The organism is Streptoverticillium olivoreticuli subsp. olivoreticuli (genome assembly GCF_003391135.1).
Classification (GTDB): Bacteria; Actinomycetota; Actinomycetes; order Streptomycetales; family Streptomycetaceae; genus Streptomyces; species Streptomyces blastmyceticus.
Map to the genome: position 1 here is coordinate 7,888,914 of NZ_CP031455.1, position 14,315 is coordinate 7,903,228.

Here is a 14,315-nt window from a genome sequence, read left to right on the forward strand (position 1 = left end):
GACACGGGACGATGGCCGCATACAACTTCCCCTCGGACCCCGGCGAACACTTCCGGGACTTCCTCCGCAAGTCGGAGCGACTCGAGGGCGAGCGGCTCGCGTCGGCGATCCCGAGGGACTGCTTCGAACCCCGGGTCGCCCGCGGTCTGCTCGGCTTCGCCGTCAGCTGGGTGCTGTACATCGGGGCGATCGTGGGCGTCGCCTGCGCGCCGCACTGGCTGCTGTACATCCCGCTGTGGGTGGTGGCGGGCCTCGGCGGCTGGGGGCTGCACTGCATCGCCCACGACTGCGGGCACGGCTCCTTCTCCCGGTCGCGCAAGTTCAACTTCGCCGTCGGCCATGTGTCCCTGCTGCCCCTGATCTACCCCTTCCACGCCTGGCGTCACGTACACAACCTGCACCACAGCCACACCAACAACCTTGAGCTGGACACGGACTGGCGGCCGGTCCCGGCGGCGCTGTACGACCGGATGCCGTTCCGCGAGAAGGTGATCTACCACGGGACGCGGACCTGGGCGTTCTGGGGCGGCACCATCAACTACTGGCGCGAGTCGGGCTTCCGGCCCTCCTTCTTCCCCAAGCGGGAGGCGCGCCGCGACGTCCGCCGGTCGATCGTCTTCGTCCTGGCCGTGTGCGCCCTGTACTTCACCCCGCTGGTCTACTTCACGGGAGTGGAGGGCTTCTTCCTCTACTTCGTCGCACCGTGGCTCGCCACCCACGCGTGGTTCAGCGCGACGACGCTGATGCACCACAGCGCCGACGACGTGCCCTACCTGACCAACGAGCACTGGACGCGCAATGCCAGCCGGCTGCTGGTGACGACCGACTACGTGTATCCGAAGTGGCTGCTCTTCCTCACCCACAACATCTCCATCCACACCGCCCACCACGTGGCCCCCGTCGTCCCGTACTACAACCTCCGCAAGGCCCAGGCGGCGCTGAAGGACGCCTACCCCGGCATGGTCCGCGAGGAGCGGGTGCGGGTGGGCCAACTGGCGCGGATCATCCGGCGGCTGCACTTCTACGACACGGAGTCCGGCTTCTACACCGACTTCTCCCGTACGAAGGTCGCGCCGGTGGACGCCCCGCCGGCGGTGGGGACGCCGTCGTGACACCGCTCGCGCTGAGGAGGGCCGCCCACGCCGCGGTCGGCGCCGTGCTGCCGGGCGTCGGCGGGCGCTGGGCGACCGATGTGTTCAGCCGGACCCGCCCGCTGGGCGGCCGGCCCGACAACGTCCTGCCGCTGGGCGCGCGGAGGTTCGCCGTCGAGGGGAACCCCGATGTGCGCGGCGGCTATCTGTGGGGCGACGACGACGGGCCGACCGCGCTGCTCGTCCACGGCTGGGGAGCCGACAGCAGCAGCATGTACTCCCTGATCGCACCGCTGCGGCAACTCGGCTACCGCGTCGCCGCGTTCGACGCGCCCGCCCACGGGGTGCACGAGGGCGCGCGGGCGACGATGACGCAGTACACGACCGCCGTGGGCGCAGTCCTGGACTCGCTCGGCGGCGCGCGCGTGGTGATCGCGCACTCGCTGGGGTCGATCGCCGCGGTCGGCGCCGTGGCCGCGCGGCCGGCGCGGAGCGTCGACTGCCTCGCCCTCGTCGCCCCCACCTGCACGCTCACGGCGGTGCTGGAAGGGTGGGCGAGGGACGAACTGCGGCTGTCGCGCCCCGTCGTCGACCGTGTGTACGCCGAACTGCACCGCCGCAACGGGGTGCCCGTCGGCCACTGGGACGTCGTGGGCCTCGGCCGGGGCCTGGACTGCCCCGTCCTCGCCCTCCACGACCCCGACGACCCGGTCGTCCCCTTCTGCGAGGCCGAGGCGATCGCCGCCGGACTGCCCGGCGTACGCCTCGAAAAGGCGCCCGGACGCGGCCACATGGGCATCCTGATGTCCGCGGAGGCGAAGAGCGCCGTCTCCGCGTTCGTCGCCGAACACGGAACGAGGACGGGAGGGACCATCCGGTGAGCGAGGAAACGGAATCCGGCGGCAGGGCGTGGATGTGCCTCGTCTGCGGCTGGGTCTACTACGAATCCCTCGGCCTGCCCGAGGAGGGCATCGCCCCCGGGACACGCTGGGAGGACATCCCGGCGGACTGGAAGTGCCCCGACTGCGGCACGACGAAGGACGACTTCGTGATGACCCCGCTGTAACGCCGCTGCTTCCGGCGCCCGGGCCGCCCGACAACCTACGGAGAACCATGACCACCGCCACAGACCCCCGCACCGCCATGATGACCCTGCTCTCCCCCCAGGGAAAGCGCGACCCCTACCCCCTCTACGAAGCCCTCCGCGCGTACGGCCCGCTCATCCCCCTCGGCCCCGGCCAGCTCCTCGTCACCGGCCACGCCGAATGCGCCCGGGCCCTGCGCGAGCCCGCCCTGCTCTCCACCGACGCCGCCGTGCAGGACGCGATGATGCCCGGCTGGCGGGACCACTCCTCCTGGCGCTGGCTCACCAAGAACATGCTCTTCAGCAACAACCCCGACCACGACCGCTACCGCCGTTTCTTCGGCGTGGCCTTCACCCCCCGCCGCATCGCCGACCTGCGGCCCGTCGTCACGGAACGCATCACCGCGCTGGTCGACCGCCTCGCGGCACTGGGCGCGGACGGGGCCCCGGTCGACTTCATGGCGGAGTTCGCCTTCCGGGTGCCCATGGCCGTGATGGGCGAGCTGCTCGGCATACCCGAGGAGGAGCAGCCGGGCTTCCGCGGCGCCATCGGCGCGATCACCACCGCCCTCGAACCCATCCAGGACCTGAGGCAGCTCGCCCCGGGCGACGCCGCGATGGACGAACTGGCCGTCTACTTCACCGACCTGGCCGCCGAGCGGCGCGCCCGGCCGGGCACCGACCTGGTGAGCGAACTGGTCCGGCTGCGGGACGCGAGCGGCGAACTCGGCGAGGAGGAGCTCGTCGCCAACTTCATGCTGCTCCTGGTCGCCGGCACCGAGGCGCCCATGGACCTCATCGGCAACGCGCTGCGCCTCGCCGTCGAGCACCCCGAGCACGCCGACCGGCTGCGCGAGGACCCCTCGCTCTCCCCGGGGTTCGTCGAGGAGACCCTGCGCTTCGACCCCGCCGCGCAGGCCCTGAACCGCATGGCCGTCAGGGACTTCGACTTCTTCGGGGTGCCCGTGACCGCCGGTACGAAGGTGACGCTGCTGATCGCCGCGGGCAACCGCGACCCGCGCCAGTACGCGGACCCCGGCGTCTTCGACCCGGCCCGGCAGGGCAACCACGCGCTGACGCTCAGCGGCGGCGCGCACTACTGCCTCGGCGCGGGCCTGGCCCGCATGCAGGCGGAGATCGCGCTGCCCGCCGTGCTCCGCCGCTTCCCCGGCCTCGCTCTCGCGGGCGAACCCACCTTCCGCGACCAGCTCGTTCAGCGGGGATTCGGTCAACTCCCCGTGAAGTGCGGGTGAGCGGCCCACGTCACACTACGGCAGCGCTGGGTGACGCTGTATGCTCCAGTGAGTTGGAAAAGCAAACTCACTAGCGAGGAGAGCGATGACTCAGACTGCCGCCGACCGGGCGGGCAGTGCGACGAAGCCCCGCTTCGGTCCAGTGTTCGCCGTCGTAGTAGCCGGGGTTGCGATGTCCAACCTCGACATGTTCATCGTGAACGTCGCCCTGCCCGACATCGGCGACCAGTTCTCCGGGTCCTCGCTGGCGTCCCTGTCGTGGATCCTCAACGCCTACGCCGTGGTCTTCGCCGCGCTGCTCGTCCCGGCAGGCAGCCTCGCGGACCGCACCAGCCCCCGCCAGGCGTATCTGCTCGGCATCGTCGTCTTCACCGTCGCCTCCGCGGCCTGCGCGGTGGCGCCGGGGGTGTGGGTCCTCGTCGCCGCCCGGGTCGTCCAGGCCGTCGGCGCGGCCATGCTGATCCCCGCCTCCCTGGGCATCCTGCTCGCCGCGGCCCCGCCCGAGAAGCGCGTCGCCGCGGTCCGCGGCTGGACCGCCATCAGCGGGGTGGCCGCGGCGCTCGGCCCCGTCGCCGGCGGCCTGCTCACCCAGCTCGACTGGCGCTGGGTCTTCCTGGTCAACCTGCCCATCGGCGTCTTCGCGCTGGTCGTCGGCGTGCGGGTGCTGCCCCGTACCCCCGCCCGCGCCACCACCGACCGGCTCGACCTCGTGGGCGCGGCCCTCCTCACCCTCGGCATCGCCGTCCTCGCCCTCGGCCTGGTCAAGAGCGAGGACTGGGGCTGGACCTCCGGCCGTACGATCGGCTCGCTGGCGGCGGGCGCCGTCCTGCTGGCCCTCTTCCTCTACGGCTCGGCCCGTCACCCCTCGCCGATCCTGCCCCTGCACCTGCTGAAGGTGCCCGCCGTCGGGCCCTCCACGCTCGCCAACCTCCTCTTCGCGGTGGCCTTCGGCGCGATGCTCCTGTCCGCCGTGCTCTGGTGCCAGCAGGTCTGGCACTGGTCCCCGCTGCGGACCGGCCTCGCCATCGCCCCCGGGCCGCTCATGGTCCCCGGCTTCGCCATGGGGATCGGCCCGGTGATCCGGCGGATCGGCTCGGCCGCGGTCTCCGCGATCGGCTGTGTGCTCTTCGCCGTGGGCATCGCCTGGTGGATCTACCGCCTCGACACCGGCCACGACTACGCCGCGGGCCTGCTCCCCGGCATGCTGCTCACCGGGGTCGGGGTCGGCCTGGTCGTGCCGACGCTGGTCGGCGCGGCCGTCACCGCCCTGCCCCCGCAGAGCTTCTCGACCGGCTCGGCCGTGGTGACGATGGCCCGTCAGGTCGGCTCGGTGCTGGGCGTCGCCCTGCTGGTCGCCTTCCTCGCCGCGCCGCACGGCGGTGACCCCGTCACCGCCTTCGACCACGGCTGGGAGTTCGTCCTCGTGTCGGCCGCGGCCGCGGCGGTGGTGTGCCTCTTCATCCCCCGCGCGCGGCAGAAGCAGGCGGCGTGACGGTGTACGTACCGGTGGAGCCCGGAGGCGCGAAAGCCCCCGAACCCTCCGAGCTCACGCGCCCCCGTGGCGCGGCCGCGGCCTGACCGGCCGTCGGCACGACGTACGCCCGGCCGGGCGGCCCGTGCGCACGGGCCGCCCGGCTCTTTTTCCGTCCCCCGCGAAGAGGGGGGTTATCCCCACCCCGACCGGGGGTCCATGTCCCTGGCCCGCCCGTACCGCCCCTGATTGGCTGGTGGAGCGCGGGGAGGGAAGGGCCCTCGCCGCCGACACGAGCAGGGGGACAAGGCGATGCGGACGTACGGGCGAAAGAGCCGCCGGTCGAAGGCCGGGCGGATGGGTGCCGCGGTGACCGTGGCCGCCGCCGTCGCGGCCGGGATCGCGGTGGCGCCGCAGGTGAGCGCCACCGGTTCGCCCGCGGGCGACCGGGGTCACTACGGCCGCGGCACCCTGGAGGCGGACGTGCGCGCGGTGCAGGCCGCCGGAGGAAAGGTGAGCGTCCTCGCCGAGGTCGCCACCGGCAGCGGCTCCGTCCGCGCCAGGTCGGCGACGGGGGAGCGGGTGCCGTGGGACGCGCAGTTCCGCGTGGCGAGCACCACGAAGACGTTCACCGCCACCGTCGCGCTCCAACTGGCAGCCGAAGGGAAGCTGTCCCTGGACGACACGGTCGGGAAGTGGCTGCCCGGAGTCGTGTCGGGCAACGGCAACGACGGATCGAGGATCACGGTCCGGGACCTGCTCCAGCAGACCAGCGGCCTCTTCGACTACGTGGACGACCCGGAGCTCTCCCGCGCGCTCGCCCAGGACTTCGAGAAGTACCGCTACGACACGACGCCCGCCGAGCAGTGGGTGGCCGTGGCGATGCGCCACCGGCCGCTGTTCACGCCCGACCGCGAGCACCCCCGCTGGGCGTACTCCAACACCAACTACCTCCTCGCCGGCATGATCGTCGAGAAGGCGGGCGGCCTGCCCTGGCGCGAGCAGGTCGAACACCGCGTCATCGCCCCGCTCGGCCTGCGGCACACCACTGTCGCGGGCGCCAACCCCTTCCTCGCCGGACCGCACGCCCGGGTGTACTTCGACCTGCCCGGCGGCGCGCGGCTGGACGTCACCGAGCAGAGCCTGCAGCACACCGCGGACTCGGGGGTCGTCAGCACCACGGGCGACCTCGACACCTTCTTCCGCGCCCTCGTCACCGGCAAGCTCCTGCCCAAGGCCCAACTGGCCGAGATGCAGCGGACCGTGGCCCGGACCGGTGACAGCGACGACCTGGCCGAGTGGCCGCAGGGAGGGTACGGGCTCGGGCTGCGCTGGGTCCCGCTGTCCTGCGGCAGCGGCTACTGGCACCACGAGGGCGACGGCTTCGGCTCGTACACCCGCACCGGCGTGACCCCGGACGGCAAGCGGTCCGTCGCGGTGTCGGTCACCAGCGCGGGGGACCGCCCCGACCTGGCGCGCCTCAACCCCGCCGCCCGGAAGCTCGTCGACAACGCCCTGTGCGCGGTGCCGACCGCAGGGGCCGCGAAGAAATAGGCGAAAACGTCCTAAAGGGGGTGCGAGTTCGTCGCTGCTCGACGAGCTTGCACCTTTTTGTCAGCTTTTGTGCCCCATATTGACACGCGGTCCCGCGATCCATAATGCTCATTCCACTAGCTGACTAGTTAATTAGCAAGGTGGGCGATGGGTGGGATGAGATCAGCCGACGGCGCGGGCCGCTGGGCGATGGAAGCGCGGGGGCTGGGCAAGCGCTACGGCCGGAACTGGGCGCTGCGCGACTGTTCCTTCCGGCTCCCGGCCGGCGCGATCTGCGGGCTCGTGGGCTCCAACGGCGCGGGCAAGAGCACCCTGCTGAACATGGCGGCGCGGCTCGCCCGGCCGACGACCGGCAGTCTGCGGATCTTCGGCCTGCCCGTGACGGACCCCGGGGTGCTGACCGGCTACGCCTTCCTGGCGCAGGACAAGCCGCTGTTCCCGCGGTTCACCGTGGAGGAGACCCTGCGGCTGGGCGCGGAGCTCAACCCCCGCTGGGACCGGGCGGTCGCCGAACGGATCGTACGGTCCGGCAAGGTGCCGCTCGGCGCCCGCGTGGGAACGCTCTCCGGCGGCCAGCGCTCCCGGGTGGCGCTCGCCCTGGCCTTCGGCAAGCGCCCCGAACTGCTGCTGCTCGACGAACCCCTGGCCGAGCTCGACCCGCTGTCCCAGCACGAGATCGCGGGCCTGCTGATGGCCGAGGCGGCCGAGCAGGGCACGACCGTCGTGATGTCCTCCCACCAGCTCTCCGACGTGGCCACCATGTGCGACCACCTGCTGGCCGTCTCCGAGGGCCGCGTCCGCCTCGCGGGCGAGGTCGACGAACTGCTGGGAGCCCACCGGCTCGTCACCGGAGCGCACCTCGTGGAGGGCGTACCGCCGCAGATCGCCCGGCACGCCGTCGTCGAATCACGCGCCGTCGGACGGCAGTTCACCGCGCTGATCCAAACGCGCGGCCCGGTCGAGGGGGACTGGAAGGTCACCGCACCCAGCCTGGAGGAGGTGCTGCTGGGCTATCTGCGATCGCCCGGCACACCCGCCCTGCTGACCGCGGACGCCCAAGTGGACGACGAGGACCGCGGGGCCCGCGGGGAAGAGGAGGCGGCCGCATGAGCGCGACCGTTCAGGCACCGTCGGAGAGCGGGACCGGCAAGCAGCCGCCGCGCGTCCTGCGCGGCATGGTGTGGCTGGTCTGGCGCCAGCACCGCACGGCCTTCCTGGCCTGCCTGGCCCTCGCGGCGGCGGCCTGCGTCAACATGCTGTGGGAGCGCGCCTCGACGATGGACTACCTGGCCGGCGGCCGGGCGGGCATGCCGGACGGCGACTTCAGGATGGCCTTCCAGGGGACGTCGTACGCCTCGGCCTTCCAGGACGGCGCCTGGGTGATGTCGATGCTCCCCGTGGTCGTGGGCGTCTTCCTCGGCGCCCCGCTGATCGCGGGAGACCTGGAGCGCGGCACCCTGAAGCTGGTGACGACCCAGTCGATGACCCGCCGCCGCTGGCTGGGCACCAAGGCAGGCATGGCGGTACTCGTCACCCTGGTGTGCTCGGTCGCGCTCTCCGCCGTCTTCACCTGGTGGTGGCACGGGGTGCACGCCGTCACGTTCAGCGACTGGACCGGCAGCAGCGACTTCGACACCACGGGCCCCATGCCGGTGGCCTGGTCACTGCTCTACCTCGCCGTCGGCATCGCCTTCGGGGTGTTCGTCCGCCGGGTGCTGCCCGCCATGGTGCTGACGTTCGGCCTCTTCTTCGCGATGGGGATCGTGTGGGACAGGATCCGGCTGCTGCCCTTCACACCCCGGGTGATCACCAACCCGGTGGAGCAGGGCCAGCCGCCCGTGCCCGAGGGCGGCGCGCGGTTCGACAACTGGACCGTCGACGCCCACGGCGGGCTCCACGGCTTCGGCGCCTGCTCCAACGAGCGCACGCCCGCCGCGTGCCGGGCCGACAAGGGCATCGTCGCCGAGCGCCTGGAATACTTCGGCCACGACCAGATGGGCGCCATGCAGTGGACGTGGGCCGCGATCCTGCTGGCGGCGGCCCTCGCGGTCGCGGGCCTCACCCTGTGGTGGGTCCGCCGGCGCCCGCTGTGAGCCGCGCGGCCGCCCGGTCCACGCGCACACGGACGGCATGAGGGGGCGGAGCGACATGGTCGAGTTCAGGATCGACCGGCACAGCGGCATGGCCGCCTACCTCCAGATCGTCCAGCAGGTCCAGGAAGCGCTGCGGATGGGCATCCTCGCCGAGGGCGACCAACTGCCCACCGCCGCGCGGGTCGCGCGGGAGACCAAGCTCAACCCCAACACGACGCTGAAGGCCTACCGGGAGCTCGAACACCTGGGGCTCGTCGAACCCCGCCCCGGCGTGGGCACCTTCGTCAGCGCCGTCCCGGCGCAGCGCAGCCCGCTGGCCGACTCCCCGCTCCGCGGCGAGCTGGCGGAGTGGATGCGCCGGGCGCGCGTGGCGGGACTCGACTGGGGAGACGTCTCGGCGCTCATCACGGCGGCACGCGCGGAGCACTTCCCCGCGGGGTGACGGGGGTCGTGGCCGGGGTGTGCGCTCGGCCGCGGGCCGTCCCGTCCGCACCACCGCTGCCGGCGGTGCCCGCTCGCCGGACGGGCCGGAGGCGGCTGACGCGCCTGCCTCCGCAACCGCGGCCGCAGGCGCCGACGCCCCCGGCAAAGCGAACCCACCGACACCTGACTGACGAAACGGCATGACGACACCATGAAACCGGTCCCGATACCCGGCTCCCGTACGAAGGACCTCGCCCCGGCGGTGGACCCCGGCGCCGGACCGGCGCTGCCCGAACCGCCGTCCACGCGCCTGGCGAAACGTATCTTCCCGCTGGTGTGGCCGCCCCTCGCGATCTACGCCGTCACCGCGGCGCTGCACCTCGCGCTGCTGTCCGCGATGGCGGGCCCAGGCGACCCCGGGCTGCGCGAGCGGCTGCTCTCCTGGGACGGCAAGCTCTACGTCGACATCGCCGCCAACGGCTACCCCGACGGCTACTCCTACGCCGCCGACGGCAGCCTCACCGGCAACAACCTCGCCTTCTTCCCGCTGTATCCGCTGCTGATCCGCATCGTCCACACGCTCACCGGCCTCGACCACGAACTGGCGGGCATCGTCACCGCCCACCTCGCGCTGATCGCCGCGCTGGTCGTCGCGCAGTGCCTCTTCACCCGGCTGTACGGGCGGCGGACCGCCCTCGTCGCGGTCGTCCTGCTGGCCGGGGCGCAGCCGATGGCCGTCTCCTTCCTCATGTCCTACAGCGAGTCGCTGTTCCTGGCCCTGGCCGCCGGGACGCTGCTGGCCGCGCACCGCCGTGCCTGGCTCACCGCGGGCACGCTCGCGCTGCTCACCGGGCTGACCCGGCCCGCCGCCGCGGCGGTGGTGGCCGCCCTGGCCGTGGCCGTGGCCCTGGAGCTGCTCCGGGAACGCCGGTGGCGGGCCCGCCCCTTGGCGGCGCTCGCCCTGGCCTGCGCGGGCACGCCGCTGTATCTGTGGTGGGTGGGCGCGCGCGTCGGTGACATGGACGCGTGGTTCACCATCCAGGAGGCCGGCTGGGGCACCCACTGGGACAACGGGGCCGCCTTCCTCCACTTCCTCGGCGCTTCGCTCGGCCGCGGCGAGGGGTGGGTGCCGGTGAGCACGGCCGTGCTGCTGCTCGGGCTGGTCTGCGCGACGGTGATCGCCTGGCGGCGCGACGCGTGGCCGCCGCTGCTCGTCCACGGCACGGGCATCCTGGTGCTCACGCTCTGTCAGAGCAACTACTCCCACTCGAAGCTGCGCCTGCTGGTGCCGGGCCTGCTCTTCCTGGTGCCGGCGGCCAGGGCGCTGGCACGGGCGCGGACGGGCACGGCGGTGCTCGCCCTGGCGGCGGCGACGGCCTTCGGCTGCTGGTACGGCGCGCACATGCTCACGATCTGGCGCTACGCGATCTGAGCGCCGGGGCCCGGTCGCCCCAGGGTCGCACGTGAGTAATCGCATCGATGCGGAGAGTTAAAATTTTTGACGTGTTGCCGCACAACCAGCTCCGCCTTCCGGTTCATTGGACGCACCGCACGACGGATCGAGGGATCTGTGACTGGACAACCGGACCGGCCCCCGCCGGTCCGCAACGGCAATCGCCGCCTGGCGATCACCTTCGCCGCCTTCCGTGAGATGCACGCGCACCGCTGGAGTGCGTACGCCCGTGTCCACACCGGGGACGGGGCGGCGGCCGAGGAGATCGCGGAAGCGGTCTTCGGGCAGCTGTGCCGGCAGTGGCCGCACGTGCTGCGCCGGCCGTCCGCCGCCTCCTACGCCTGGTCGTTGCTCAAGGAACACCTGGCGGCCTGGCTCGCGGTGCGCGGCCGTGACTCCGCGCTGGTGACGGCGGCGTTCGACTGTGTCGACCGGCTGCCGGACGAGTGCCGGCGGCGGTTCGAGCTGCTGGAGAACCGGATGGCGCTGTACGCGGCCATCGCCCGCCTGCCCGAGCGGCAGTGCGACGCCCTGGTCCTCCACCATGTGATCGGCTACAGCGTGGGTCAGGTCGCGGGCCTCCTCGGGGCCGAGGAGTCGATGGTGCGGTCCCACATCGGCCACGCGAAGCGCAAGCTGACGTCGGTCCTGCCGGTCCTGCACCCCGTCAGCGGGAACTGACGCCGCCCGGCCGCGTCTTCACGGGGCGGCGGTGACGGCCGGGGTGCGGCGCGCGGCGGGGACGACCACGGGGGAGCCGTCCGCGGGGGCCTGGAGGATGTCGGCCTCGATGCCGTACAGCTCGCGCACCAGGGCCGCGTCGACGACGTCGTGGGGCGCCCCGTGGGCGACGACCCGGCCGTCCTTCATGGCGATCACGGAGTCGGCGTAGCGGGCCGCGCCCGCGAGGTCGTGGAGGACCATCACGACCGTGCGCCCGGCGGTGGCCACCTCCCGTACGAGGTCGAGGACTTCGACCGCGTGGCCGATGTCGAGCGCGCTCGTCGGCTCGTCGAGGAGGACGATGGGGGTCTCCTGGGCGAGCACCATCGCCAGCCAGCAGCGCTGGCGCTGGCCGCCGGAGAGCCGGTCCAGGCGGCGGTCGGCGAGCTCCTCGACCCCGGTGGCCCGCAGGGCCTCGGTCACGGCGCGCTCGTCGTCGCGCGACCACTGGCGGAAGAGGCCCTGGTGCGGGTGGCGTCCGTAGCGCACGAGCCCGGCGACGGTGACGGCCTCGGGGGCCAGCGGGGACTGGGGGAGGAGCGCGATGCGGTGCGCCGCCTGACGCTGCTTCAGTTGCCAGATGTCGGCGTCGCCCGCGCGCACCCGCCCGGACTCGGGCTGGTGGAGGCGGGCGACGGTGCGCAGCAGCGTCGACTTGCCGCAGCCGTTGGGGCCGACGATCGCGGCGACCTGGCCGGAGGGGATGGTGAGGTCGACGCCTGCCACGGCGCGGTGGCCGGGGTATCCGGCGATGAGCTGTTCGACGCGGAGCTCCACGGGCAGGGGCCTTTCCAGAAGATCGCCGATCGGTGTGGACCCTCGTACGGCAGGGCTTTAAGGTAAGGCTAACCTAATGTCTATCGCAGGTCAGTGCGAGGGTTCTCGTACGGACCGCCTTTGCCTTGCCCTTTCCCTTCACGTCCGGAGCCTTCCATGACCTCACCCCACCGCTTCCTGCTGTCCGCCGCCCCGCGCCGCGCGGTTCAGGTTCTCGCCGCCGTGGGGGCGGCCACGCTGCTGGTGACCGGCTGCGGCTCGGACTCCGGTTCGGACAAGGGCTCGGACGACAAGGCCGGGGCGGCATCGGAGGCGGGCGGGAAGCGTACGGTCAAGGACGCGACCGGCAAGGCGATCGAGGTCCCGGCGAACCCCCAGCGGATCGTGACGCTCACTCAGGAGGACCTGGACGCGGTGCTGGCGCTCGGCGTCAAGCCGGTCGGCATCACCAACGGGCAGGGCCTGAACAAGCCGCCGGCCTACCTCGCCGACAAGGTCAAGGACATCAACGTCGTCGGCAACCTGCTCCAGCCGGTGATGGACAAGGTCGTCGCCGCCAAGCCCGACCTCATCCTGGCCGGTGACATGCAGGACGAGCAGATGCTCAAGCAGCTGCGCGAGATCACCCCCGCCACGCTGGTCACCATGGCCCCCACCGACGACTGGAAGCTCTCCTTCCGAGGTGTCGGCAACGCGCTCAACAAGATGGACCGGGCCAACAAGGTCATCGGCGACTACGAGGCCAAGGCCAAGAAGGCCGGCGAGGGCCTGGGCGCCAACAAGGGCGCCGAGGTCAGCATCGTGCGCTGGAACCCGGACGGCCCCAGCTGGATGGAGAAGAAGCAGTTCGCGAGCGGGGTCGCCCTCGACATGGGCCTGAAGCGGCCCAAGGCGCAGGACAAGGACGGCAACGCGCACGCGCCCGCGCTGAGCCTGGAGAAGATCAACGAGATCGACGGCGACTGGCTGTTCCTCTCCACGCTCACCTCGGACGGTGAGAAGGCGCTGAAGGACGTGCAGGAAAAGCCCGCGTACAAGGACCTGAACGCCGTCAAGAAGAACCACGCCGTGACCGTGAACGGTTCGGTCTGGTCGACGCGCGGCGGCCCGATCGCGAGCGAGGTCGTCGTGGACGACATCACCAAGGCGCTGTCGAAGTCCTGACCCGGACGGCGGCGCCGGACGGGCGGGAAGGGACCGGAAGCGGTTCCCTTCCCGCCCGGTGCTACGCCCCGGCGAAGTCCGCGGCCGTCCAGGCCATGCCTATCGCCCCGTCCAGCAGGGCCTGTTCGCCCCGGGGCGAGACCGCCGCATCCGCGAACTCCGCCTCGTGCGGACCGCAGGCGCCGCCCGTGATGTCCAGCACCGGATGGATCGACGGCACGACGTGCGAGACATTGCCCATGTCCGTGCAGGCGAACGCCTCCCGGCGCTCGGGCTCGGGCCGCCCCAGCGCCCGTGCGTTCTCCTGCCAGAGGGCGATGAGCCGCGCGTCCGTGCGGAAGTCGAGGTAGTCCGGCTCGGGGCGGGTGAGCTCCACCTCGCAGCCGGTGGCCAGCGCGCCCGCGCGGAAGCACGCCTCGACGCGCTCGCGCAGCTCCCGCAGATCCTCCGCGGCCGAGGCGCGGATCTCGTACTCCGCGGTCGCCCGGTCGGGGATCACGTTCGGCGCCGTGCCCGCGCCCGTCGTCACCCCGTGCACCTTCCACTGCGGCGGCAGCTGCTGGCGCAGCAGCCCCAGCGCGACCTGAGCGACCGTCAGGGCGTCGGCGGCGTTGCGGCCCTCGTGCGGATCGAGGCTCGGGTGGGCGGCCCTGCCGGTGTACGTCACGGACAGGGTGCCCAGCGCGAACGAGCGGAACTCCGCTACCTCGAACGGGCACGGGTGCACCATCATCGCCGCGTCCACGCCGTCGAACGCGCCGGCCTCCAGCAGCAGCGCCTTGCCCGCGCCGCGCTCCTCGGCCGGGGTGCCCAGGACCCGTACGGTCAGGCCCAGTTCGTCGGCGTGCGGGGCCAGGGCGAGCGCCGCGCCGAGCCCGGCGGCGGCGATCAGGTTGTGGCCGCAGGCGTGCCCGAGGTCCGGCAGCGCGTCGTACTCGCAGGCGATGGCCACGGTCACCGGGCCCGAACCGGCCGTCGCGCAGAACGCGGTGTCCAGGCCGTACGCGGGGGCGGTGACCGAAAAGCCGTGCCCGCGCAGGAAGTCGGCGCACCAGGTGGCGGCGCGGTGCTCGGCGAACGCCGTCTCCGGGTGGGCGTGGATGCGGCGGCTCAGCGCGAGCAGGTCCTCGCGGTGGGCGAGCACGCGTGCGCGCAGGGCGGGTTTGAGGCCGTCGGCCGCGGTCATGGTCTGGCTCCTGTTCGTCGTACCCGCTTTCGAAAGCACTCTC

The 14,315-nt window shown here is 72.5% G+C and carries 14 protein-coding genes; 12 read left to right on the plus strand and 2 right to left on the minus strand.

Annotated elements, in window-relative coordinates; translation table 11 throughout:
• The first annotated feature begins 11 nt into the window (after nucleotides 1-11).
• The 11 genes from DXZ73_RS34220 (at nucleotide 12) to DXZ73_RS34270 (ending at nucleotide 11,103) form a co-directional block, all read left to right on the plus strand.
• Entirely contained in the window at nucleotides 12-1,112 is a 1,101-nt protein-coding gene (locus tag DXZ73_RS34220; RefSeq protein WP_116214818.1) for a fatty acid desaturase, read from the plus strand.
• Nucleotides 1,109-1,972: an alpha/beta fold hydrolase gene (locus DXZ73_RS34225; RefSeq protein WP_116214819.1), complete on the plus strand. Its 864-nt coding sequence runs from the start codon at nucleotides 1,109-1,111 to the stop codon at nucleotides 1,970-1,972. The genes DXZ73_RS34220 and DXZ73_RS34225 overlap by 4 nt, the downstream gene beginning before the upstream one ends.
• Nucleotides 1,969-2,157, plus strand: a complete 189-nt coding sequence (locus DXZ73_RS34230) for a rubredoxin (RefSeq protein WP_425315887.1) — start codon at nucleotides 1,969-1,971, stop codon at nucleotides 2,155-2,157. Before DXZ73_RS34225 ends, DXZ73_RS34230 begins: the two co-directional genes overlap by 4 nt.
• Before the next feature lie 47 nt (nucleotides 2,158-2,204).
• Nucleotides 2,205-3,428, plus strand: coding sequence for a cytochrome P450 (locus DXZ73_RS34235; RefSeq protein WP_116214820.1), 1,224 nt, complete (start codon nucleotides 2,205-2,207; stop codon nucleotides 3,426-3,428).
• Between the two features lie 85 nt (nucleotides 3,429-3,513).
• Nucleotides 3,514-4,920: an MFS transporter gene (locus DXZ73_RS34240; RefSeq protein WP_116214821.1), complete on the plus strand. Its 1,407-nt coding sequence runs from the start codon at nucleotides 3,514-3,516 to the stop codon at nucleotides 4,918-4,920.
• Nucleotides 4,921-5,211: 291 nt separating this feature from the next.
• Nucleotides 5,212-6,453 (plus strand): serine hydrolase domain-containing protein, encoded by a 1,242-nt coding sequence (locus DXZ73_RS34245; protein WP_116214822.1) that lies wholly within the window; start codon nucleotides 5,212-5,214, stop codon nucleotides 6,451-6,453.
• A 156-nt stretch (nucleotides 6,454-6,609) separates the two neighbouring features.
• Complete coding sequence (locus DXZ73_RS34250; RefSeq protein ID WP_425315888.1) at nucleotides 6,610-7,563, plus strand: ATP-binding cassette domain-containing protein; 954 nt, start codon at nucleotides 6,610-6,612, stop codon at nucleotides 7,561-7,563.
• On the plus strand, nucleotides 7,560-8,546 hold the full coding sequence (locus tag DXZ73_RS34255; protein WP_116214824.1) for an ABC transporter permease: 987 nt from the start codon (nucleotides 7,560-7,562) through the stop codon (nucleotides 8,544-8,546). The genes DXZ73_RS34250 and DXZ73_RS34255 overlap by 4 nt, the downstream gene beginning before the upstream one ends.
• Before the next feature lie 55 nt (nucleotides 8,547-8,601).
• Entirely contained in the window at nucleotides 8,602-8,988 is a 387-nt protein-coding gene (locus DXZ73_RS34260; RefSeq protein WP_116214825.1) for a GntR family transcriptional regulator, read from the plus strand.
• Nucleotides 8,989-9,180: 192 nt separating this feature from the next.
• The gene (locus DXZ73_RS40180; protein ID WP_205519288.1) at nucleotides 9,181-10,401 is read left to right on the plus strand and encodes a glycosyltransferase family 39 protein; all 1,221 of its coding nucleotides are present in this window, start codon (nucleotides 9,181-9,183) and stop codon (nucleotides 10,399-10,401) included.
• A gap of 138 nt (nucleotides 10,402-10,539) precedes the next feature.
• Complete coding sequence (locus tag DXZ73_RS34270) at nucleotides 10,540-11,103, plus strand: RNA polymerase sigma factor (RefSeq protein WP_240351616.1); 564 nt, start codon at nucleotides 10,540-10,542, stop codon at nucleotides 11,101-11,103.
• Nucleotides 11,104-11,121: 18 nt separating this feature from the next.
• Here the strand turns inward: DXZ73_RS34270 and DXZ73_RS34275 are convergent, their stop codons facing one another.
• A complete protein-coding gene (locus DXZ73_RS34275; protein WP_116214826.1) occupies nucleotides 11,122-11,922 on the minus strand; it encodes an ABC transporter ATP-binding protein in 801 nt (266 codons plus the stop codon).
• Between the two features lie 156 nt (nucleotides 11,923-12,078).
• Here DXZ73_RS34275 and DXZ73_RS34280 point away from each other — a divergent pair, with 156 nt between their 5' ends.
• On the plus strand, nucleotides 12,079-13,086 hold the full coding sequence (locus DXZ73_RS34280) for an ABC transporter substrate-binding protein (RefSeq protein ID WP_116214827.1): 1,008 nt from the start codon (nucleotides 12,079-12,081) through the stop codon (nucleotides 13,084-13,086).
• Between the two features lie 61 nt (nucleotides 13,087-13,147).
• Here DXZ73_RS34280 and DXZ73_RS34285 read toward each other — a convergent pair whose 3' ends face one another.
• A complete protein-coding gene (locus DXZ73_RS34285; RefSeq protein ID WP_116214828.1) occupies nucleotides 13,148-14,272 on the minus strand; it encodes a M20 family metallopeptidase in 1,125 nt (374 codons plus the stop codon).
• Between the last annotated feature and the right edge of the window lie 43 nt (nucleotides 14,273-14,315).